At 61.6% G+C, this 20,530-nt stretch carries 24 protein-coding genes; 14 read left to right on the forward strand and 10 right to left on the reverse strand.

What is annotated here, in order from left to right; genetic code table 11:
* Positions 1 to 88 precede the first annotated feature (88 nt).
* Both ACFT1A_RS05810 and ACFT1A_RS05815 read left to right on the forward strand, forming a co-directional pair.
* The gene (locus ACFT1A_RS05810) at positions 89 to 913 is read left to right on the forward strand and encodes a crotonase/enoyl-CoA hydratase family protein (RefSeq protein ID WP_378446193.1); all 825 of its coding nucleotides are present in this window, start codon (positions 89 to 91) and stop codon (positions 911 to 913) included.
* The gene (locus ACFT1A_RS05815; RefSeq protein ID WP_378446194.1) at positions 910 to 2,448 is read left to right on the forward strand and encodes an AMP-binding protein; all 1,539 of its coding nucleotides are present in this window, start codon (positions 910 to 912) and stop codon (positions 2,446 to 2,448) included. Before ACFT1A_RS05810 ends, ACFT1A_RS05815 begins: the two co-directional genes overlap by 4 nt.
* Here ACFT1A_RS05815 and ACFT1A_RS05820 read toward each other — a convergent pair.
* Positions 2,441 to 3,073: an alpha-ketoglutarate-dependent dioxygenase AlkB gene (locus ACFT1A_RS05820; RefSeq protein WP_378446195.1), complete on the reverse strand. Its 633-nt coding sequence runs from the start codon at positions 3,071 to 3,073 to the stop codon at positions 2,441 to 2,443. The two genes, ACFT1A_RS05815 and ACFT1A_RS05820, sit on opposite strands and share 8 nt — an antisense overlap.
* A gap of 147 nt (positions 3,074 to 3,220) precedes the next feature.
* Between ACFT1A_RS05820 and ACFT1A_RS05825 the strand changes: the two genes are divergently transcribed.
* Complete coding sequence (locus ACFT1A_RS05825) at positions 3,221 to 3,637, forward strand: hypothetical protein (RefSeq protein ID WP_317556243.1); 417 nt, start codon at positions 3,221 to 3,223, stop codon at positions 3,635 to 3,637.
* 94 nt (positions 3,638 to 3,731) lie between these two features.
* Here ACFT1A_RS05825 and ACFT1A_RS05830 read toward each other — a convergent pair whose 3' ends face one another.
* Both ACFT1A_RS05830 and ACFT1A_RS05835 read right to left on the reverse strand, forming a co-directional pair.
* On the reverse strand, positions 3,732 to 3,959 hold the full coding sequence (locus tag ACFT1A_RS05830) for a hypothetical protein (protein WP_378446196.1): 228 nt from the start codon (positions 3,957 to 3,959) through the stop codon (positions 3,732 to 3,734).
* A 191-nt stretch (positions 3,960 to 4,150) separates the two neighbouring features.
* Positions 4,151 to 4,735, reverse strand: coding sequence for a hypothetical protein (locus tag ACFT1A_RS05835; protein WP_378446197.1), 585 nt, complete (start codon positions 4,733 to 4,735; stop codon positions 4,151 to 4,153).
* A 129-nt stretch (positions 4,736 to 4,864) separates the two neighbouring features.
* On the opposite strand from ACFT1A_RS05835, the gene ACFT1A_RS05840 reads away from it, so the two are divergent.
* The 4 genes from ACFT1A_RS05840 (at position 4,865) to ACFT1A_RS05855 (ending at position 8,228) form a co-directional block, all read left to right on the forward strand.
* The gene (locus ACFT1A_RS05840; protein ID WP_378446198.1) at positions 4,865 to 5,443 is read left to right on the forward strand and encodes a TetR/AcrR family transcriptional regulator; all 579 of its coding nucleotides are present in this window, start codon (positions 4,865 to 4,867) and stop codon (positions 5,441 to 5,443) included.
* Positions 5,444 to 5,465: 22 nt separating this feature from the next.
* Positions 5,466 to 6,461, forward strand: coding sequence for a type I glyceraldehyde-3-phosphate dehydrogenase (gene gap, locus ACFT1A_RS05845; RefSeq protein WP_378446199.1), 996 nt, complete (start codon positions 5,466 to 5,468; stop codon positions 6,459 to 6,461).
* 300 nt (positions 6,462 to 6,761) lie between these two features.
* A complete protein-coding gene (locus tag ACFT1A_RS05850) occupies positions 6,762 to 7,604 on the forward strand; it encodes an MBL fold metallo-hydrolase (RefSeq protein WP_378446200.1) in 843 nt (280 codons plus the stop codon).
* Between the two features lie 255 nt (positions 7,605 to 7,859).
* Positions 7,860 to 8,228 carry a hypothetical protein gene (locus tag ACFT1A_RS05855; RefSeq protein WP_378446201.1) on the forward strand — a complete coding sequence of 123 codons (369 nt, stop codon included), beginning with the start codon at positions 7,860 to 7,862 and terminating at the stop codon, positions 8,226 to 8,228.
* Positions 8,229 to 8,250: 22 nt separating this feature from the next.
* On the opposite strand, the gene ACFT1A_RS05860 is transcribed toward ACFT1A_RS05855, so the two are convergent.
* From ACFT1A_RS05860 to ACFT1A_RS05870, 3 genes are all read right to left on the reverse strand, one after another.
* Positions 8,251 to 9,399: a HoxN/HupN/NixA family nickel/cobalt transporter gene (locus ACFT1A_RS05860; protein WP_378446202.1), complete on the reverse strand. Its 1,149-nt coding sequence runs from the start codon at positions 9,397 to 9,399 to the stop codon at positions 8,251 to 8,253.
* Positions 9,400 to 9,539: 140 nt separating this feature from the next.
* Positions 9,540 to 9,869 (reverse strand): branched-chain amino acid transporter permease, encoded by a 330-nt coding sequence (locus tag ACFT1A_RS05865; protein ID WP_378446203.1) that lies wholly within the window; start codon positions 9,867 to 9,869, stop codon positions 9,540 to 9,542.
* Positions 9,862 to 10,599, reverse strand: coding sequence for an AzlC family ABC transporter permease (locus ACFT1A_RS05870; protein WP_378446204.1), 738 nt, complete (start codon positions 10,597 to 10,599; stop codon positions 9,862 to 9,864). The genes ACFT1A_RS05865 and ACFT1A_RS05870 overlap by 8 nt, the downstream gene beginning before the upstream one ends.
* A gap of 79 nt (positions 10,600 to 10,678) precedes the next feature.
* On the opposite strand from ACFT1A_RS05870, the gene ACFT1A_RS05875 reads away from it, so the two are divergent.
* Together ACFT1A_RS05875 and ACFT1A_RS05880 are read left to right on the forward strand one after the other, a co-directional pair.
* A complete protein-coding gene (locus tag ACFT1A_RS05875) occupies positions 10,679 to 11,119 on the forward strand; it encodes an Lrp/AsnC family transcriptional regulator (protein WP_020970517.1) in 441 nt (146 codons plus the stop codon).
* Between the two features lie 59 nt (positions 11,120 to 11,178).
* Complete coding sequence (locus ACFT1A_RS05880; RefSeq protein WP_095968800.1) at positions 11,179 to 11,604, forward strand: VOC family protein; 426 nt, start codon at positions 11,179 to 11,181, stop codon at positions 11,602 to 11,604.
* Here ACFT1A_RS05880 and ACFT1A_RS05885 read toward each other — a convergent pair.
* The gene (locus tag ACFT1A_RS05885; protein ID WP_378446205.1) at positions 11,601 to 12,611 is read right to left on the reverse strand and encodes an AraC family transcriptional regulator; all 1,011 of its coding nucleotides are present in this window, start codon (positions 12,609 to 12,611) and stop codon (positions 11,601 to 11,603) included. The two genes, ACFT1A_RS05880 and ACFT1A_RS05885, sit on opposite strands and share 4 nt — an antisense overlap.
* A complete protein-coding gene (locus ACFT1A_RS05890) occupies positions 12,608 to 13,798 on the reverse strand; it encodes a pyridoxal phosphate-dependent aminotransferase (RefSeq protein ID WP_378446206.1) in 1,191 nt (396 codons plus the stop codon). Before ACFT1A_RS05890 ends, ACFT1A_RS05885 begins: the two co-directional genes overlap by 4 nt.
* A gap of 135 nt (positions 13,799 to 13,933) precedes the next feature.
* On the opposite strand from ACFT1A_RS05890, the gene ACFT1A_RS05895 reads away from it, so the two are divergent.
* From ACFT1A_RS05895 to ACFT1A_RS05915, 5 genes are all read left to right on the forward strand, one after another.
* On the forward strand, positions 13,934 to 14,512 hold the full coding sequence (locus ACFT1A_RS05895) for a carboxymuconolactone decarboxylase family protein (protein WP_317556229.1): 579 nt from the start codon (positions 13,934 to 13,936) through the stop codon (positions 14,510 to 14,512).
* A 125-nt stretch (positions 14,513 to 14,637) separates the two neighbouring features.
* Positions 14,638 to 15,033 (forward strand): molybdopterin-binding protein, encoded by a 396-nt coding sequence (locus tag ACFT1A_RS05900; RefSeq protein WP_378446207.1) that lies wholly within the window; start codon positions 14,638 to 14,640, stop codon positions 15,031 to 15,033.
* Between the two features lie 41 nt (positions 15,034 to 15,074).
* Positions 15,075 to 15,884 (forward strand): molybdate ABC transporter substrate-binding protein, encoded by an 810-nt coding sequence (gene modA, locus ACFT1A_RS05905; protein WP_378446208.1) that lies wholly within the window; start codon positions 15,075 to 15,077, stop codon positions 15,882 to 15,884.
* On the forward strand, positions 15,881 to 16,690 hold the full coding sequence (locus ACFT1A_RS05910; RefSeq protein ID WP_378446209.1) for an ABC transporter permease: 810 nt from the start codon (positions 15,881 to 15,883) through the stop codon (positions 16,688 to 16,690). The genes modA and ACFT1A_RS05910 overlap by 4 nt, the downstream gene beginning before the upstream one ends.
* The gene (locus tag ACFT1A_RS05915) at positions 16,687 to 17,772 is read left to right on the forward strand and encodes a sulfate/molybdate ABC transporter ATP-binding protein (protein WP_378446210.1); all 1,086 of its coding nucleotides are present in this window, start codon (positions 16,687 to 16,689) and stop codon (positions 17,770 to 17,772) included. The genes ACFT1A_RS05910 and ACFT1A_RS05915 overlap by 4 nt, the downstream gene beginning before the upstream one ends.
* On the opposite strand, the gene fadD11 is transcribed toward ACFT1A_RS05915, so the two are convergent.
* Complete coding sequence (gene fadD11, locus ACFT1A_RS05920; protein WP_378446211.1) at positions 17,754 to 19,550, reverse strand: fatty acid--CoA ligase FadD11; 1,797 nt, start codon at positions 19,548 to 19,550, stop codon at positions 17,754 to 17,756. The two genes, ACFT1A_RS05915 and fadD11, sit on opposite strands and share 19 nt — an antisense overlap.
* Positions 19,547 to 20,527: an SDR family oxidoreductase gene (locus ACFT1A_RS05925; RefSeq protein WP_378446212.1), complete on the reverse strand. Its 981-nt coding sequence runs from the start codon at positions 20,525 to 20,527 to the stop codon at positions 19,547 to 19,549. Before ACFT1A_RS05925 ends, fadD11 begins: the two co-directional genes overlap by 4 nt.
* Positions 20,528 to 20,530: the final 3 nt, after the last annotated feature.

Here is a 20,530-nt window from a genome sequence, read left to right on the forward strand (position 1 = left end):
ACAACTTTTGAACAACTCCTGACAAATTCTGTTACAAGTGGCATGGTGGGTACCGGGAAACCTTATCCGCGAGCAGTGAGGAAATATCGTGACCGACTCCGATCGACCAGGTGGCGATGTCTATGTGGAGCGTGACGGTGGCGTCACCGTCGTCGTGATGAATCGCCCCGATCGCAAGAACGCGGTTGACGGACCGATGGCGGCGCAGTTGCGTGATGCCTTCCTGGAGTTCGAGTCGGACGAGAGCCAGAAGGTGGCGATTCTGTGGGGTGCGGGCGGCACATTTTGTGCCGGTGCGGATTTGACCGCAGTCTCCGACCCCGCCCGCGTGCACGAGTTGCACCCGGAAGGCGGCACCGGTCCGATGGGGCCGAGTCGGTTGGTGTTGTCCAAACCGCTGATCGCCGCGGTCAGCGGATACGCGGTGGCCGGAGGGCTCGAACTTTCGTTGCTCGCGGACCTGAGGATCTGCGAGGAAGATTCCGTGTTCGGAGTCTTCTGCCGACGCTGGGGAGTTCCTCTCATCGACGGAGGGACCGTGCGACTGCCTCGAATTGTCGGGCAGGGGCGAGCACTCGACATGATCTTGACCGGTCGTCCGGTCGACGCTCCGGAGGCGCTGTCCTTCGGTCTGGCCAATCGTGTTGTTCCAGTGGGGCAATCACTCCAGGCAGCCAAGGAACTTGCACACCAGTTGACCGCGTTTCCGCAACTTTGCATGCTCGCGGATCGCGCGTCGGCCTACCGATCGTTTGATCTACCACTTGCCGAAGCGCTGCGCGCCGAGGGCGTTGCAGGAAATCCCATTGTCATCGCTGAAGGTGTACGCGGCGCTGCTGCGTTCGCCGCGGGCGCCGGCCGGCACGGCCGATTCGAGAACAACCGGAATTCGAACGAGGAAACTGAACCATGATGCCCATAACCAGAGACCTGATCGTCCGTGGCGCGCGACAGCACGGGGCGCGAACGGCCGTCGTCTTCGGCGATCGATCGATGACGTTCGCGGAAGTGGACGAACTCAGCAGCCGATTGGCACACGCGTTCATCGCGCTCGGTATCGGGCATGGCGCACGGGTTGCGTTGCTGGTCAACAACTCTCTTGTCAGCGTGCCCGTCGATTTTGCCTGCGTCAAAGCCGGAATCAATCGGGTTCCGCTCAACTCGCGACTCTCGGTCGACGAGCACGCGAGGATGCTCGAGGACACCGACAGTTCCCACGTCGTCTTCGGTCATGACCTCGCGGACCGAGCCGCTGAACTCTCAGCCAGGTTTCCCGAGCGGACATTCATCGGGCTGGAAACGAACTCGGAGGGACAGAGTTCTCTGCTCGACCAAGCACAGAGCATGCCTTCGGACATGCCTGACATCGAGGTGGCTCCCGACGATGTGATCCTGACTCTGTTCACGTCCGGCACTACGGGAACGTTGAAGGCCGCGCAGCACACCCAGCGCAGCTACGCCGCCATCTGCCGCAATGTGCTGCTCAATTTGCTTCCGGCGACTCAGGACGACACGATGCTGCATGCGGCATCGCTGATCCATGCCAGCGGTGTGTTCGTGCTTCCGTTCTGGCTCCGCGGCGGAAAGACCGTCGTCCTTCCCGGATTCGACCCGTCGACGTTCCTGAACTCGATAACCGAGCATCGTGCCACCGCAATCAATTTGGTGCCGACGATGATTCAGATGCTCCTCGAACGCCCTGATTTCGCGAGCGCAGACATCTCGAGTCTGAAATCCGTGATCTACGGTGCCTCGCCGATGCCGCTGGACACCATCGAGCGGGCAATGCAGGCATGGGGGAAACACCGCTTTCTGCAGTACTACGGGCAGACCGAGGAGCCTCTGTGTATCGCAGTCCTTCGGCCCGAAGACCACACAGAGGATCGACTACTGTCCTGTGGTCAGCCCGCCATCGACGTCGAGATCAGGCTGCTCGACGGCGAGGGACACGAAGTGCCGCAGGGGGAACCGGGCGAAATCGTGATCCGTTCGCCATCTGCGATCGCCGGATACTTCAACGCACCGGAACTGAATGCGGACACCTTCACCGAAGACGGTTGGGTCCACACGCGCGACATCGGCCAGTTCGACGCCGACGGATTCCTGTTCCTGAAGGACCGGGCTTCGGACATGATCATCAGCGGCGGATACAACGTCTACCCCCGTGAAGTCGAAGATGCGCTCCTGACGCATCCGGCTGTTCGTGAGGTTGCCGTGGTCGGCACCGCCGACGTCAAGTGGGTGGAGGCGGTCACCGCCGTCGTTGTCCTCGCGGAAGGAACCGTCGAAAACGACGCACTGCAAGCATCATTGGTCGCTCATGTCGGCGAGCGACTGGCGTCGTACAAGAAGCCGCGCCGGGTGGTTTTTGCCGAATCGGTTCCGAAGACGGCCGTCGGCAAGCTCAATCGGAAGGCGCTGCGAGATGAACTTCGCGACGCTATCTGACTCCGCGAGTACGGAATTGAACGCTGATTCTCGGCCCGAGTGCCCTCGCACTCTTGGGGACGCAGTGTTCCCAGGTGCGTTGGCAGGATCCGCCCATCACGAGTAGATCGCCGTGACCGAGATTGAACCGGATCGATTCGCCACCCCCGCGGGGGCGCAGTAGGAGCGGGCGAGCGGCACCGAGAGACAGAATGGCAACCATTGTGTCCTCGGTGCGACTTCGTCCTGTGTCGTCCCCGTGCCAGGCAACGCTGTCGGAACCGTCACGATAGAAACACAGCCCCGACGTCGCGAAGGGCTCGCCGAGTTCGTCGAAGTAGTGGCTGCTCAGTACGTCTTTGGCTTCGGTGAGAAGCGCGTCCGGCAGCGGCTGATTCTCCGCGTAGAAACACACCAGACGAGGTACGTCGACAACGCGGTCATACATCTGGCGCCGTTCTGATCGCCACGGAACCGTAGCTTCCAGGTTGTCGAACACGGCTTCCGATCCCGTCAGCCAGGCTGGGCGATGGTCGACCCATGCGCCGGCGGTGAGAATGCGTCGCTGCACCGTGCCGTCGAGATCGGCCAAAGAAACGCCGAGGTCACCGTTGTCGAAGAGAGACGGTTGCATCGTGGCGGTCATAGGGACCACAGTACACCGAAATCGAACATATGTTCCCATGAATTTCAATTGCGGTGCTGGACGGCTGTTCATCCTTGCTGGGTGATGTTCGTCGGCGCGAACCTTTGAATACTGTTCTCACGCTATTTCGCCGATGAAGGGGATGTCATGACTGCTCCGCACCAATCTCATGCGAACCATCCTGTCCGACAAGGCTTTGCCATCGGGACCACGGTGGCGGCAGCCTGCCTGCTCTTCGTAGCGGGAATTGTCGCGCTGCTGCAAGGCATTGCCGCTCTCGCAGACAACGATCTTCTGATCGTCGGAGTCAATTACACCTTCGAATTCGACGTCACGACGTGGGGTTGGATTCACATCGTGCTCGGAATCATCGGCATCGCGGTGTCGCTGGGATTGTTCGTGGGAATGACGTGGGCTCGCGGGATGGCCTTCGTGATCGCAGCTCTCTCGATCGTGGCCAATTTCTTGTGGTTGCCGTACTACCCGCTGTGGTCGATCGTGATCATCGCTCTCGACGTCGCTGTGATCTGGGCCGTCGCGACATGGCGACCCGACGAAGTCTGATCAACTGACCGGAGTGAGTGGTTCACCTGCGACAGGCGAACCACTCACTCCGCTGTGTCCGGGCCTCCACGGTTGGCCACATCACTGCACGGCGTCAACGGCGCCTCGGTGATTCGCGATCCTGGTCCTCGCGCGGACGCATGTCCTTTGTCGATCGGTGTGGGAAGCCGTGGATCATCGAGCAAGAAATCCAGCAGATCACGACCGTTACTACTCCGAGTCCGATCGACGCGAATGGTTCCTGTGTGGCCAGCCACACGCTCAGTCCGATTGCCGTCCCGACGATCAGAATCAGGATGGTGTCGATTCGTGTCGTTTGCATCGAAATCATCGCCTGGCGCAGATTGTTTTCGGCGGCCCACTTGTTTTGGCGGCCCGCCACCCGGCGAGTGACAGCCGGGGGCAGACCTTGCGCGGCTGACCCCTCGCTCTGGAAATCGCCGCCGCAAGTGATCAATACCCGCCACATTCGTCTGCGAAACTCCTCGCACGAAGAACAGGACCTTTGGCCGGTCAGATCGATTCCGCGCGGTTGGCCGCCTCGATGAATCGGGACCAGAACGGTACGCGGATGCTACTGGGAGTGAGTGTCTTTCGGCCCTGTCCGAGGGGGAACTCATTGGCGAGATATTCGAGGAGGTTTGCCCCGTAGTAGACGATGTCGGTCTGCCACGCGGAGATCACCGGCGATCCCGAGGGGGAGGGTGCGGCGGGCGTGAAGCGGTGTCCGAAGACCGGGACAAGGCGCGGCCACGCTCCGATCTGTTGACGCACGATTGTGGCGACGTCCTCGGGTGAGGCGGGCATTGTGCCCCACGATGCCGGCCAGAACGGTGGTTGTTGATGCAGTGCATCCCAAATGAAACCTTCAGTGACTGTATCCAGCCAAGTTCTCAACTCGAGGTCGTCGGCGCTACGCCAGTTCGGCCAACGGTCGCCAAGTGGCAGCGCAGTAGCGAGAAGGCTCCGGTGGTCCGGGTTGAAGTGAAATCCAAAGCGTTCGTGGACGGAATCGAATTCAGCGTCGGTCAAGCCCTCGCCGAGTTCTATCCCGGCTCCGTGGAGCAGTGCCGCTGCTTCGTGCCCGACGTGCGTCATTTCAGGAGTCTTGCAGATGCTGCGTCCAGAACGGCAACGATGCTCTGGTCGATCACCGCACAATTGCCCGGCTGATCTGTTGGTCGAACCTCCATTGATGTTGTACATACTAGTTGTTACAGTCATTTCGTGAACTCAAAGGACCAGCTGACAGGCGCGATGGCAGAGTTGTTGTGGGAGCGCGGCTATGCAGCGACGAGCCCACGTGACGTCATGGCACGTGCCGGGGTTGGTCAGGGCAGCATGTATCACCATTTCAGTGGGAAGCACGAGCTCGCGGTCGAAGCGCTGTCTGCAGTTACCGGAGAAATGACAGGCGAGTCATCTCTCTTGGACGGAGAGGGCTCTCCGCTCGAGCAGATCAAGCGCTATCTCTTGTTACCGCGGCCGGGCACGCGGGGATGTCGGGTGGGTCGGATGACCCAGGACCCGCAGGTTGTCACAGACGTGGAACTCATCGCAGTCGTTGCGAATGCCTTCGACACGACGCTGGTCCGCTGGGAGCGGGCGATCACTGCCGCGATTGCCGCAGGAGAGCTTCCTACGAGCGTTGTCCCGGCCGATCTCGCACGAACGCTGGCGGCTGTCCTGCAGGGCGGCTATGTACTTGCCCGCGCGAAGGGTGAACAGGGGCCGATGGACGCGGCGGTTAGGGGAGCCGTTTCCTTGCTCGACGCCGCCCGGTCCGCTGTCTGCACCGATCACTGACCAACTCGAGAAAGAGAAACCAATGTCCGTTCGAATCGGAATCAACGGCTTCGGTCGCATCGGTCGCAGCTACCTGCGGGCCGCGCTAAGCAGTGATGCGGATGTCGAGATCGTCGCGATCAACGATATCGCCGACGCCGCCACACTCGCGTCGCTCCTGGAGTGGGACTCGCTGTCCGGGCATTTGGATGGTGTCCAGGTCGACGGGGACACGATTCTCGTTGCAGGAAAACGCATTCGCGTTACCTCGGAGCGCGAGCCGTCCCTCATTCCTTGGAGCGCCGAACGCGTCGATGTCGTCATAGAGTCGACGGGCCGATTCGCGGACTCGGTCAACGCTCGTAAACACCTGACCGCGGGAGCGCGAAAGGTGATCATCTCGGCTCCCGCCGACAGTGATGTCCCTGCAGTTGTACTCGGGGTAAACGACGACGTCCTCGACATGGCGGAGGACGTATTCTCGAACGGATCCTGCACGACCAACTGCCTCGCCCCAATGGCGAAGGTGCTGCACGAGGCGTTCGGCGTCGAGTCCGGACTTATGACGACGATCCACGCCTACACCAGCGACCAGCGCCTCCACGATGCTCCTCACAGCGATCTCCGGCGCGCCCGCGCCGCCGCATTGTCCACGATCCCGACTTCCTCCGGCGCCGCCGCCACCATCGGGCGGATCATCCCAGAGTTGGACGGAAAACTGACCGGTCTCTCGCTGCGCGTCCCTGTGCCAGTCGGGTCTATCACGGACCTCACCGCCCATCTCTTGCGACCGGCGACCGTCGAGGAAATTAACGAAGCGTTCCGCGCAGCAGCACAGACTCCCGAACTCTCGTCCTACCTTGCTTACTCGGAGGCGCCACTTGTCTCTGCCGACATCGTCGGCAATCCTCATTCGGCTATCTTCGATGCGCCCCTCACTCAGGTCGTCGGCGAACAAGTGAAGGTCTTCGCCTGGTACGACAACGAATGGGGATTCTCGAACCGGCTCGTCGAGCTCTCACAGCGGGTTGGCTCATAGAGACCAGACGCAGGGGTGGAGGCTGTGCGATGGGAACTGATGTCCCATGGGAAAACCCTGGCATGGACCGCACTAGTGCGTGGCGCCCGCAATGATGAGCGGCGATGTGCCCTCACCTGTGAAAGCGGGGCGCGGAGTTGTCGAGACCGGTCGCCGGCGATCTCACCGTTCTCGACGGAAGGAGGGCTGGGTTCGAGGAAATCGGGGGTGCGGCCCGGCCTTTCATGGGCTTTGCGACCTTCCTCGACGCAGATCATGTAGTTCGATTCCGCGCATCCGCCTGCGACGTACGATGACGAAATGGCTATGGGCGGAATCAATTCGGGTGACGATCTTCCGATCTGTGTCACCTGTGGAATCCAGTACGGACCGGTTGCCGCTGGTGTTCCTCCGGTACATTGCAAAATCTGCGAAGACGAGCGGCAGTATGTCGGCTACGAAGGCCAGCAGTGGACTTCTTTGGCAGTTTTGCGGCGGCAGGGTCGCACTGTCGACTTCCGCGAGGAAGCACCTGGTCTGTGGGGGCTCGCGACATCGCCCGTGATGGGGATCGGGCAACGTGCGCTATTGGTACCGGGTAACGGCGGTACCGTCATGTGGGATTCGATCAGCGTCATCGACGAAGCCTCGGTCACTCGAGTCGCCGAACTGGGTGGCATTTCGGCGATCGCTCTCTCACACCCTCACTTCTTGGGTTCGGTGGTCGAATGGTCTCGTGCGTTCGGCGATGTGCCTATCTACGTGCATGAGCGCGATGCGCCGTGGCTGTGCAGGGACGAGAATGTCGTCCTCTGGTCGGGTGAGACGACCGAGATTCTGCCGGGACGCACATTGATCAACGTGGGAGTGCATTTCGCCGGTGGAACCGTGATGCACTGGGACGGCACGGATGGAAGGGGAGCGCTGTGTGCCGGCGATATCTTCCACGTCGTTTCCGACCGGAGATGGGTTGGGTTCATGCACAGCTATCCGAACATGATCCCCGAACATCCCGACACCATTCGTCGAGCACTCGAACTGATCGAGCCATACCACTTCGAGTCTCTCTATGGAGGCTGGTGGGACCGGGTAATTTCCGACGATGCGCACAATCGCGTCATCGCTTCGGCGCAGCGGTACTTCCACCACATCGGCAGTCGGTAGCGGTCGCTGCCTAATACCGGAACGCCTGTACCGCGGTGACTCGCACCCGCGCCTTGTCATTCGTCGAAACCAATTGATACCCAAATGAGAAGCTGCGTGATGCCTTCCCCTCGACTTCGAAAGTGCGACCTGGTTGAGCGCCGGGGTGGCCGTCGACAATTGCTGGGTATTGCGAGGTGGTCGCACTCCTGAATCGGAGGCGCCGGATGCTGCCGACCCGGATCAGATCGGGACGCAGTCGTTGTACCGTGAGCCGTGTCGAAACAACTTCGTCGTGCGTTCAAGATCAGCGTGGTGGCGCTGGCTACCGTCGTGGCGGTGGCCTACCTGTATCTGGCATTCACCTATCGCAGTGCTGATGTTTTTTCGCCGCCAGAACGCATCGAGTCTCTCGGCCGAACATATCTGATCAGCAATTTCCCGCCGCGCAGTCGCGAGGATCTCGAACAGCGATACACGCAGGAACATCGTGAGCACTACACCTTTGAACAAGTGAGTTCCGTACTTCCGTGGCGTGCTGTCTACCAGTGGCAGAACGACCAGATCCGCGGCCAGGCGACGTCGAGTGCGTATCTGAAGTGGGGAGACACGTACATCAGCTATTCGCTTTCGGGCGGCCCATGATGCCGCGAAGGCCGAGCCGAACTCACATCGCGTCGTCTGCTGTCGCTCGTCGTGCGACTGCTGCACCGGACTGCGCCTGCCACCGTTCTTCGATGCGGCCGTACCGCCACACGAGGAGGGCGATCATCCAGGTGACGACGAAGAGTCCGACGATGATGAAGCCCATCGCGCCGAGATCCAGGTTCCCGATTGCGCCGAGAATTCCGTCGTGGATGTCGAGTTTGTCGGTGAAGATCGAGATGATTTCCTGGGTCCCGATCAGTAGGGCCACTGCCACCGAGAGTCCCGTGATCACCATGTTGTAGTAGATCTTTCGTACCGGTTGGGCAAACGCCCAGCCGTACGCGAAGTTCATGAACGATCCGTCGATCGAGTCGAACAGCGACATCCCGGCGCAGAAGAGGATCGGTAGGACGAGGATCGAATACCACGGGAGCCCTGTCGCCGCCGCGCCGCCGGCGATCACCAACAGTCCTACCTCGGTGACGGTGTCGAACCCCAGTCCGAACAGGAGACCGACCGGGTACATGTGCCAGGGCTTTCGGACCATCTTCATCACCGGTCCCAGGATCTTGTTCAGGGCGCCGCGATTGTCGAGTTCCTTTTCGAGTTGTTCCTCGTCGAAGGTCCCGGCCTTGTACTTCGTGTACACCCGATGAATCCCGATGAGAGAGAAAAGGTTCAGGATTCCGATCAAAATCAGGAACGTGCCGGAAATGGTGGTGCCGAACAAGCCGGTCCATTTCTCCAGATCGGAATTGTCGTCGGAAAGGCTGGTGGCCAGTTGCCGCACACCCAACGCCAGAAGTGCGACGAGAACGAAGACGATCGTGGAGTGTCCGAGTGAAAACCAGAACCCGACGGACATCGGTTTCTTGCCGTCCGCCACCAACTTCCGAGTGGTGTTGTCGATGGCGGCGATATGATCGGCGTCGAAAGCATGGCGCATGCCGAGCGTGTACGCCGTGACGCCGAGTCCGATACCGAAGACACTGCCTTCGATCGTGTAGTGGCCGGGCACGACCAGACCGAGCAGAACCGCCCAACCGACGACGTTGAGTGCAACGACGGTGACGGTCATTCCGATGATGCTCCGACGCTGGCCTCGATCCAGACTGTGCCAGGCTCCGGCGATTCGGGTGCCCGTCGTCGTACTCGTCGTCGTGGACATCGAACCTCACCGATCTTTCAGTCGCGGCCGGCGGCCACACTACTGAAATCGTATAAGTGTTCAACTGTTCAGATAAGCGCCTGGAGGTTACAAATCACCCATCCAGGAGTAAAGATGCTTTGCTCCCGGATGAGAAATCCTCAGGCGAACACGGTATTGACCAGGGCGACGTAGATCGTCGTTCCGACGACGATGCTCAGGACGGCATTCTTTCGCCACAGATGCGCGGCAACCGTGGCGCACACTGCGATCAGTTCGGGTATGCCGTGCGACGGCGCGGTGATCGACACGCCTTTGAGCGAATACATCACGAGGATCAGCATGACGCCGGCCGGCATGTAGATGCCCAGGTAGCCGACCAGAGTGGAGGAGCGCAGCGGCATGAGCGCGGCAAACGGGATCGCCCGCAACGCGAATGTCACCACGGCCATGACGGCGACCGCCGCAAAAATGTACGAGGTGTCAGGCATCGATCTTCGCCTTCCGTGAGTCGTAGGCAAAGCGGCCGATCAGGAAGAGTACGAAGGCGCCCATCGCAATTGGCAGCATGTGGTCCGGCGCTGCGAGCCGGGCGACCAGAGCACAGGTAACCGCGGCGACCGGCACCGCGAATCCGTTCTGTGCACGAATAGCTTCGATCGAGAGCACGACGAACAGCGCGGTCAGGGCGAAGTCGAGACCGACGATCGAGTCCGGAATCCACTGTCCTGCTGTCGCGCCCAGGATTGCGCCACCGATCCAGTAGGCGTGCAGGTACAGCTGCGAGTAGACGATGGTGCGGCCGGTGAGTGCCTTGGGATCGGCAGTCACCGACATCGCGTACGCCTCGTCGGTCAGCGCGAACATGCTGTAGAAGCGAGCGAAGGGATTTCGAATCTTTTCCAGCGGAAAGCTCAAGGCGTAGAACACATGTCGAAAGTTGACCAACAGTGCGGTCAGTGCGACGTACGGCAGTGGCGTCATGGCCGCGACCATTCCGACGGCGAGGAACTCCAGGGATCCTGCGTAGATCAGCGACGTGAAAACAACTGCCCACCAAGGATTGAGCCCCTGTTGGACCACGAGAACTCCGAGAGCTATCCCGAGTGGGAGCAGGCCGAACCCGACCGGCAGCGACAGCTGGAAGGCGTGCCGCCACGCCGGGGTTCGCGGCGGGGATTCGACGGCGGGTGCGGCCGTCGACGATGCTGGTTCGATCACGACGCAAATCTATAACAAAGATCGAGGTGATCGATTGCTCAGAATGCCCACATATTGAACAGTGCGCAATAATAGTGCGATGGATGCCATGGATGACGCAATTTTGTTTCACCTTCGCCAAGACTCGAGTTTGACCAACACCGAGTTGGCGGATCTGGTGGGGCTGACGCCCTCTCCTTGCCTGCGTCGGGTGAAGAAGCTCGAGGCCGACGGGATCATCACCGGGTACCGCGCGATCGTCAGTCAGGAAGCGCTCGGTCGAGGATTTCAGGTGATTGTCACTGCCGAGATCGGAGTCAACGACCAGGCGACCATCGAGGACTTCGAATCTCAGGTAGCCGCCTTCGACGAAGTGATCGAATGCCGGCGACTGTTCGGAATTCCCGACTACTTCATCCGTGTCGCGGTGAAAGACCTCGCGACGTACGAGAACTTCATGGTCACCAAGCTCAGTGGGCTTCCAGCCGTCTCGCGGGTGACATCGCTGATCACCATGAAGACGATCAAGAGCGTCGACTGACTCCCAGCCCCGGTCTGAATCTGCTCTTTCGTGTCGGTGGTCGGCGTTAACGTCGGAACATGGGATACGAATTTCAAGTCACAGTAGATTCGGCGCACCCGCACGAACAGGCGAAGTGGTGGGCCGCGGCACTCGGGTGGGCAGCGGAGCCTAGCGACGAAGACTTCATCAGAGGCCTCGTCGCTGCTGGTCACGCCAAGGAATCCGACACCACGACCTTCGAAGGAGTTCTCGTCTGGCGTGAAGGTGCGGCCATCAGCGATCCGGAGCATCCCGAACGCCCCCGCGTTCTGTTCCAACTGGTTCCGGAATCGAAAACGGTGAAGAACCGTCTCCACTTCGACATACGAGTGGGCGACAAGCGCGAGGATGTTGCAGCGCAACTCGAGAAGGTGGGAGCGACGATCCTGCACCGAGGAGCACAGGGGCCGAGCGTGTGGATCACGATGACCGATCCCGAAGGTAACGAGTTCTGCGTCAGCTAGCGGTAGGAACTCGGCGTATCGCCGGTCCATCGTTTGAAGGCACGACGGAAGGCGCTGGGCTCGGAGAATCCCAATCGCGCCGAGAGCACTTCGACGGATTCTCCGCGTCGCAAACCGGCGATGGCTACGTCGCGGAGCACTTCCTCGCGTAGTTGATTCAGTGAGGTGCCGTCACGCCGCAGTAGTCGACGCAGATGGGGAACGCTGATCGAGAGCATCTCGGCGATCTCCTCGGCCGTGGAGGTTCGTCCCTTCACTCCGAGTTCGAGTACCCGTCGCACCTGCGCCGACGCAGTGCTGTCGTAGTCGCGTTCGGACATGAGCTGAATCGGAGATTCTCGGAGGTATTCCTCCAGTGTCTCTTCGGTCTGGATGATCGGTGCACGCATTGCCGAGTTGTCGAACTCCAGAGCCGCTCGCTGCGCGCCGAAGGTGACGGGCGCTCCGAAGATGTAGTCGTAGTCCTGGGCCAACCGCGCATCCGGTGCAGAGTACGGAAATTCGACGGCCCGTAGCCGGACGCGCTTTCCGATCAACCACGCGGAAAAGCGGTGCAGCAAGATCAGGACAAAATCGGTCGTGACACGTTCTGCGACATCACGTTCGGCGACACCTTCGCGTGCTCGGACAGCGAAACTCACCCGAGTGCTTTCTTCGCCCTTCTCGATCGACAGTGGGGCCAGGGCCGGTAGTGCACGGATCACGTCGGACATTCGGACAAAGGCCGATCCGAGGTCAGGGCAATGGATCAACGTCAGGCAGATCAATCGGAAAGTGCCACGGGGCACCGGGGCGGATCCGAGGCCGAACAATTCGTCTTCGGTGATCTGCCAGGTGGATTGGATGAACGTGGTGACCTGAGTCGGAGTCAGCCGGGCGCGAGGGTCGGACAATGTCTCGAGGTCGATCCCAGCAGCGCGCAGTGCGCCGGACAAATCGACGTTGTTGTCCGGTGAGAACGCGAGGTAACGGTGGACGAAGGCGGTCGGGATGGTCCGCGCTGTCATGGGTGCGCTTCTCCTTGGAGCAGGTGGAGACGGCGTGCCGCTTCGGACAGAATGTGGTCCTGCTTGCAGAAGGCGAAGCGCACCAAGTGCTTCCAGTCGTCGCGGTTGTCCGCGAACACGTCGACCGGTACGGCCGCGACGCCGATACGCTCGGGCAGCGCGCGGCAGAACTCTCCCGCGTCGGTCTCACCCAACGGTCTGATGTCGGCAAGGAGGAAGTACGTGCCGCCGCCGGAATACACAGTGAAACCGGCTTCGGTCAGTGCTTTGCCGAGCACGTCCCGTTTGCCTTGCAAGCTCTCTCGAAGTTCGACCACCCACGGCTGTTCGTTGGTCAGCGCATACGCAACGGCAGGTTGGAATGGTGCGCCGGCGACAAATGACATGAACTGTTTGGCAGCACGAACGCCGTCGATGAGTTCGCGAGGGCCGATCGCCCATCCGGTTTTCCAGCCGGTGACGTTGAAAGTCTTTGCGGCACTGGACACCGTGACGGTGCGCTCACGCATACCCGGAAGAGACGCCATCGGGGTGTGTGTGAGACCGTCGAACACCAAGTGCTCGTAGACCTCGTCACTCAACACGATCAGGTCGCGTTCGGACGCGAGTTCGGCGATCGCTCGAAGTTCGTGATCGGTGAACACGGTGCCGGTGGGGTTGTGAGGACTGTTGACGATCAGCATCTTCGTCTTGGCGGTGATCGCACTGCGCAATGCATCGAGATCGACCGCGAATCCGTCTCCCGAGGCGACCAGAGGAACAGTGCGACGCACCGCGCCGGCCAATGCGACGGATGCTGCGTAGGAGTCGTAATACGGTTCGATCAGCACTACTTCTTCGCCGGGTTCGACCAGCCCGAGGATCGCAGCACTGATCGCCTCGGTGGCGCCGACGGTGACCAGAACTTCGGAGTCGGGATCACTGTCGAGCCCGTAGCGGATGCGCCGATCCTCCGCGATGGCCTGACGCAAGACGGGCATGCCCGGCCCGGGTGGGTATTGGTTGACGCCTTCGGCGATGGCCCGACGCGCTACTTCGAGCATGGCCGCAGGACCGTCGGTATCCGGAAAGCCCTGACCGAGGTTGACCGCGTCGTGAAGTGTGGCCAACGCTGTCATCTCGGCGAAGATCGTGGATGCGAACGGCTGCAGACGCGAGACGGTGCGGTTGCGGGGCGTCGAAGGCATCTTTGCAGCTTAGTCGGCTGAGACCGCATCCTCACATCTGCTCGGGCGCGGTGCTTGTCACGTTTGGATCGCCGCCCTCGTCCTACTCTGTAGAGAGCATCGAATCCGGTGCCGCAGAACATACGGAGGCTTGCCATGACTCGCATTCCCGCAGTGACACCGTCAGAAGCCAGTCCGTTGATCAAGGTGGCATACAAATTCGCAGCCAGGCAGTACGACGAAGTTCCCGAGCCTTTTGCCGTCCTGGCCAATCATCGGAAATTGTTCGTCGCCGCTGCCCGTCACGAGATGGCCGTGCAGAAGGCGTCGAAGGTGCTGCCGTCGAACATTCGTGAATTGGCCGTCTATCGCGTCGCCTGGACGGTCGGCTGCTCGTGGTGTGTCGACTTCGGGACGATGCTGTCACGCCTGGACGGTTTGGACATCGACAAGCTGAAAGAGATCGCGAACTACCGGGATTCACCGAAGTACAGCGAAGACGAGCGGGCCGCGATCGCCTACGCCGACGCGATGACCGGCGACCCACACGGCGAGCATGGCGTGACGGACGAGCAGGTCGCAGACCTCGAGCGCAGGTTCGGACGCGCGGGCGTCGTGGAACTGACCTATCAGATCGGGCTCGAAAACATGCGCGCCCGGATGTACTCGGCGTTGGGGATCACCGAGCAAGGGTTCAGTACCGACTCGTGCCGCGTGCCCTGGGCGGAAGAATGATGCGGTAGCGCGTCTACGGCAACTATCGACAATGCTCCGCAGATACGTGATCAGGATTGACTAGTTCACGCATCTGCGGAGCATTTCGGCTTGTTAGGTCCGCACTTGCGACCTACGATCACCTCGTGCCCAACATTCGAATCCGCGAAGCTGCCGGTCTGCTCGGTGTCAGTGACGACACTGTTCGGCGGTGGGTCGACGGTGGGCTTCTCGAAGCGACGACGGACGACTCCGGCCGCAAGGTCATCGACGGCGCCGAGTTGGCAGGCTTCGCCAGGTCCAATGCCGGACCCGCACCGGCCGATCCGCTCACCGGTGCAAGTTCGGCCCGCAACCGGTTCGCCGGCCTCGTCACCAAGGTCGTCACCGACAAGGTGATGGCACAGGTCGAAATGCAGTGTGGGCCCTTCACCGTCGTCTCTTTGATGAGCACCGACGCGGTTAGGGAACTCGGACTCGAAGTCGGAAGCATCGCCGTCGCGATAGTGAAGGCCACCACGGTCATAGTGGAAACCCCGTAACTCTGAAAACGCCGTAGTTCTGAACATATTGGAGGATATTCGTGAAACGCGTACTCGGACTTGTTGCAGCAGGCGCATTTTCGCTTGCTCTGGTGTCAGGTTGTAGTTCCTCCGACAACTCTTCGTCGGAGACGTCGTCGGCTGCTCCGACCACAACCACTTCGAGCGAGAGTGCCACGGGAAGCATCACCGTCTTCGCTGCGGCGTCACTCAAGAACACCTTCACCGAACTCGGCAAGGAGTTCGAGTCCGAGAACCCCGGCTCCGAAGTCACTTTCAGCTTTGCGGGATCTTCGGACCTCGTCGCCCAGATCACCCAAGGTGCGCCCGCAGATGTGTTCGCTTCGGCTGACGCCGCCAACATGACCAAGGCCACCGATGCCGGTGTCGTCGCAGGGTCAGCCTCGGACTTTGCGAGCAATACCTTGACGATTGTTGTGCCTCCGGGCAATCCGAAGGGCATCGCGTCGTTCGCCGACCTGGCGAAGGAGGGGACGCAATTGGTGATCTGCGCTCCACAGGTTCCGTGTGGCGCGGCCACGAAGAAGGTCGAGACAGCCACCGGTGAGACCCTCACGCCCGTCAGTGAGGAATCGTCGGTGACCGACGTTCTCAACAAGGTGACATCCGGCCAGGCCGATGCCGGCATCGTCTACGTCACCGACGCGAAGTCCGCCGGTGACAAGGTGCAGACCGTCGCGTTCCCGGAAGCAACCACGGTGGTCAACCTGTACCAGATTGCGGTGCTGAAGGATTCGAAGAATTCGGAAACGGCAACCAAGTTCGTCGAACTCGTGAAGGGGCCGAAGGGCCTGGCAGTTCTGAGTGACGCGGGATTCGCTGCTCCGTGACACGCCTACGACCGGCAACCCGCGCGCCGCTCGGGTTGCCGGTGTGGATTTACCTTCCCGCGCTGATCGGCGGGGCGTTTGTCATAGCTCCCTTGGCCGCGATGCTGGCCACCGTGCAGTGGTCGCAGTTCTGGCAACTCGTGACCTCCGAATCATCGGTCGCTGCACTGAAACTGAGTTTGAAGACTGCGGCGATGAGCACGGTGCTGTGCATCCTGTTCGGGGTACCGATGGCCGCGGTGTTGGCGCGCAGTCACTTTCGGGGACTGTCCGTTCTCCGGTCCCTGATTCTGCTCCCGCTCGTTCTGCCGCCGGTCGTGGGCGGCATCGCGTTGCTGTACACCTTCGGCCGCAAGGGGTTGATCGGTGAGCAGTTGGAAGTGCTCGGCATCCAGATAGCCTTCTCGACAACTGCGGTCGTCCTGGCGCAGACGTTTGTTGCCCTGCCGTTCCTTGTCGTCAGTCTCGAAGGTGCGCTACGCACTGCAGGCACGCGATACGAGGCAGTGGCCTCGACGCTCGGTGCTCGCCCTACCACCGTGCTTCGCCGGGTGACGCTGCCGTTGGTTCTTCCCGGTCTGGTGTCAGGGGCAGTTCTGGCTTTCGCTCGTGCGCTGGGAGAATTCGGTGCGACGCTGACGTTCGCGGGAAGTCTGCAAGGGGTGACGCGCACCCTGCCGCTGGAAATCTATCTCCAGCGTGAGACCGATCCGGATGCCGCGGTGGCGCTTTCGCTGGTGCTGGTAGTCGTCGCGGTCGTCATTGTGGTTGCGGTGCGTGGACGCGGATCGGCGGGTTCGTTGTGAATGGCCTCCACGTCGACATCGAGATTCCTGAGCGCGACGTCGTCGCGGCGTTCGACGTCGCGGCCGGTGAGGTGACCGCCATCCTCGGACCCAACGGCGCAGGCAAGTCGACGGTTCTGGCGGCAGTTGCCGGACTGCATCATCCGCGGCGCGGGTTGATCGAACTCAATTCCCGCGTTCTCACCGATACCAGCAGGGGAGTCGCATTGGCGCCGCATCGGCGCGGCACCGCCCTACTCGCGCAAGAGGCACTGCTCTTTCCACATCTCAGCGCGGCTGCGAACGTGGCGTTCGCGCCGCGCAGCGCAGGACGGTCGCGTCGCGATTCCGCCGAGTCTGCGCGCCATTGGCTCGACGCAGTCGACGCCGGCGAATTGGCTGACCGCAAGCCTTCACAGCTCTCCGGCGGCCAAGCACAACGCATCGCAGTGGCGAGGGCATTGGCGGCAGAACCCGAACTGCTGCTGCTCGACGAACCGATGTCCGCGCTCGACGTCGCGTCGGCCCCGGCGCTGCGGTCGTTACTGCGCAGGGTGCTCCGGACCGGGGATCGCACAGCCGTACTCGTGACGCACGACGCTCTGGATGCGCTGGCCCTTGCCGACACCGTTGTCGTTGTGGACGGTGGCCGGGTTGTCGAACGTGGTGACGTGCGAACAGTTCTGACTCGCCCGCGAAGTGCGTTCGCCGCACGCATCGCCGGGATCAACTTGCGCAGTGGCACGATGGCCGGCGACGGTGTTCTCAGGAGCCCGACCGGAGTGGACATCGCAGGTCAGACCGAGTCCGAATTACTCGCCGGCAGTGCCGCCGTGGCGGTCTTCGAACCGCGAGCGGTGTCGGTCTACCTGGAACCGCCACACGGCAGCCCACGAAACGCGTTTGCAGTCACGGTCGCCGAGATCGAAAACCGAGGCGATGTCGTCAGAGTCCGAGCCGAGGACGACGCCGGCCAGCCTGGTTTGTCTGCCGACATCACGGCCAGTGCAGCGGCCGAACTCGATCTGGTTCCGGGAACGGCCGCTACGTTTGTGGTCAAGGCCACCGAAACACTGATCTACGCTCAGGGCGCCGGCTCATAGACGTCCTCTGCGATCGAATCCGCATAGAGAGCAACGATTTCGGAAACATACTTCTCGGCTATCGGCTTGCGCCTGAGTTTCATCGTCGGTGTCAGCTCCTCGCCGCCAGGCTCCCAGAACGTGGTGAGCACGTGAAACCGCTTGATCTGCTCGGCCCTCGAAAGACGCGAGTTTCCCTCGGCGACAGCAGCTGCAACGATGTCGACGATCCGAGCGTCCTTGGCGAGCACCGCGGCGTCGACCGCAAGTCCCAGTGAGCGTGCCGCTCCGACCGCGGCGTCGGCGCTCAGAGTGATCAATGCTGTGTTGAACTTCCGGCCGTCACCGATCGTCACTACTTCACCGATCAACGACGACGACGTCTTCACCGCCGTCTCGATGGCTGCGGGTGACATGTTCTTTCCCGACGCATTGATGATCAGCTCCTTCTTGCGATCGATCACCGTGAGGTACCCGTCCGCGTCGGCGGTGACGATGTCTCCGGTCGAGAGCCAACCGTCTGCGCTGATCGCCTCTGCCGTCTTCGCGGGTTCGCCGCGATACCCCTTCATGACCAGCGGTCCTCGAACCAGTAGCTCGCCATCGGCCTCGATGCGCATTTCCATGCCCGGGAGCAACTTTCCGACCGTTCCGAGCTTGGTCGGCTCGGCCGGCGCTGTACTCGCAATGCATGTCAGTTCCGACATTCCCCAGATCTCCGAGATCGGAACTCCGAGGGCCGCAAAGAATGCCAAGGTGTCCGGCGGAATGGGCGCTGCGCCGGAGATGGCCCACTTCAATTCGGCAAAGCCCAGTTTCGCACGCAGAGCGGAGAGGACCATCGCATCGGCTCGGGCGTACTCCGCCTCCAACTCAGCGGGGACGGATTGACCGGCCCGTAAATGTGCGAGACGAGTTCGACCGACGTCGAGTGCCCACTGCAACGCCCCCCGACGCGCGTCGTCCGGTTCGTTGGCAACGGCTGATTCGACGGCAACCTTCAGCTTTTCCCACACACGGGGAACGCTGCCCCAGATCGTCGGGCGACAGTCGGGAAGCGCAGCCGCTACCTGGCCGGGATCCGGTACGACGGTGATCTGGGTGCCGAACACCATTTGCATATACAGGCACGTGAGCCGATCGGCGATGTGCGCCGACGGCATGTACGACGTGATGCGGTCACCGAATTCGACTGGTAGTACCGCGCTGACGGCGTTGGTCTCGAACAACAGGCACGCATGGGTCGTCTCGACGCCTTTGGGGTTGCCGGTCGTGCCGGAGGTGTAGATCAGCGTGGCGACATCGTTCGGCTTCACCGCACGCCAGGTGCTCTCGAAATCGAAATCGGCGGCAGCAGAGGACTTCATCTGCTCCAACGTCAGGGTGCCGGACTGCTGGGCGTGCGGCTGCGCATCGACGACCACGATCGTGTCGAGTGCGGCACCGGATCGGCGAACGGTGTGCACGTACTGGGCCTCGCAGACGAGAACTCGCGCACCGGAATTGGCGAGGATGTAACGGATGGCTTCGGGCGCCGACGTGTTGTAGATGGAGAAGGACGTCGCGCCGAGGTGTTGGGCGCCGACGTCGATCGGGTAGAACTCGATGCGGTTACTCATCATCAAGGCAACCGTATCGCCATGTCCCACGCCGATTCCGGCCAATCCTGCGGCAACCTCGCGGACCTGTTCGCCGTACTCGCGCCACGTCAGTGTTCGCGCATCGGCGATATCTCGTAGGGCCACCGCGTCGGGCGCCACTGCCGACACTCGTTGGAAGGCTGCACACAACGTGGTCATGACGTTCTCCTGGATGCATTCGTCGGGGCTGCTGTGTTTTTCGGTACTGCTGTGTTTTTCGATACTGCTGCTGTGGTTCTGGCTTCGAGTTCGCGGATCAGGTCGTGTGCCTGCTTGTCCCTGGCCAGGTAGCCGTCGGCCAGGACGTTGACGAAACCGCGTCCCCACGCCCAAGGCTCCCAGGCCGCGGGGGCAAGGGTCCGGCCGGCGCGGCGCGCGATCGCGTCGGCGATCACTGCCGCGGCACGGTCAGGGGAGATTCGATGGCGGAGGGGTCCAGGCAGTCTAGCGTCGAGTTTGCGCCCGATCTCGTCGTCGTCGAGAGTTGCGCGCGCAAGTTGTGTGTCCACCATCCCGAAGTACGCGACTCCGGCAGTGGCGCCGTAGCCGGCAACCTCCAAACGCAATGCCCGCCCGAGCGCTTCGACGCCGGCCTTGCTGATCATGTACGACGCTCCGCCCAAACCGGGGGCGAACGACGCGGCCGAGGACACGACGACGATGTGCCCACTGTTGCGGATCACCTCGTCGATGGTCGGATGCACGGTGTTGAAGACACCGGTGAGATTGACGTCGACAACTCGATCGAAGGCTTCGGGATCGATTTGGCGCAATGTCGCCGGGGGAGGGGTGATTCCGGCGTTGGCCACCACGACGTCGATTCTGCCCAGCTGATCGACAATCGTGCGCGCGGCTGCTTTCATACCGTCCCGATCGCGGACGTCGGCCGTCACCGTCACGACTCGCCGTGACTCGAATGCGCGCTCGGCTGCTGCCAGCGAACTCTGGTTGACATCGACCAGCGCCACCGTCGCCCCACGTCGGTGGAGAGTGCGCGCCAACGCCGCACCGATACCGTCGCCTCCGCCGGTGATCAGTACGACCTTACCGGCGACGTCGAAGTCGATCCGGCGTCCGGGCAGTGGAATGCCCAGATCGCGGACTGTTCCTGCAAGCGCGGACAAGCGTCCCGTCATGGC

Source organism: Rhodococcus sp. NPDC057135, from assembly GCF_042670865.1.
Classification (GTDB): Bacteria; Actinomycetota; Actinomycetes; order Mycobacteriales; family Mycobacteriaceae; genus Rhodococcus_F.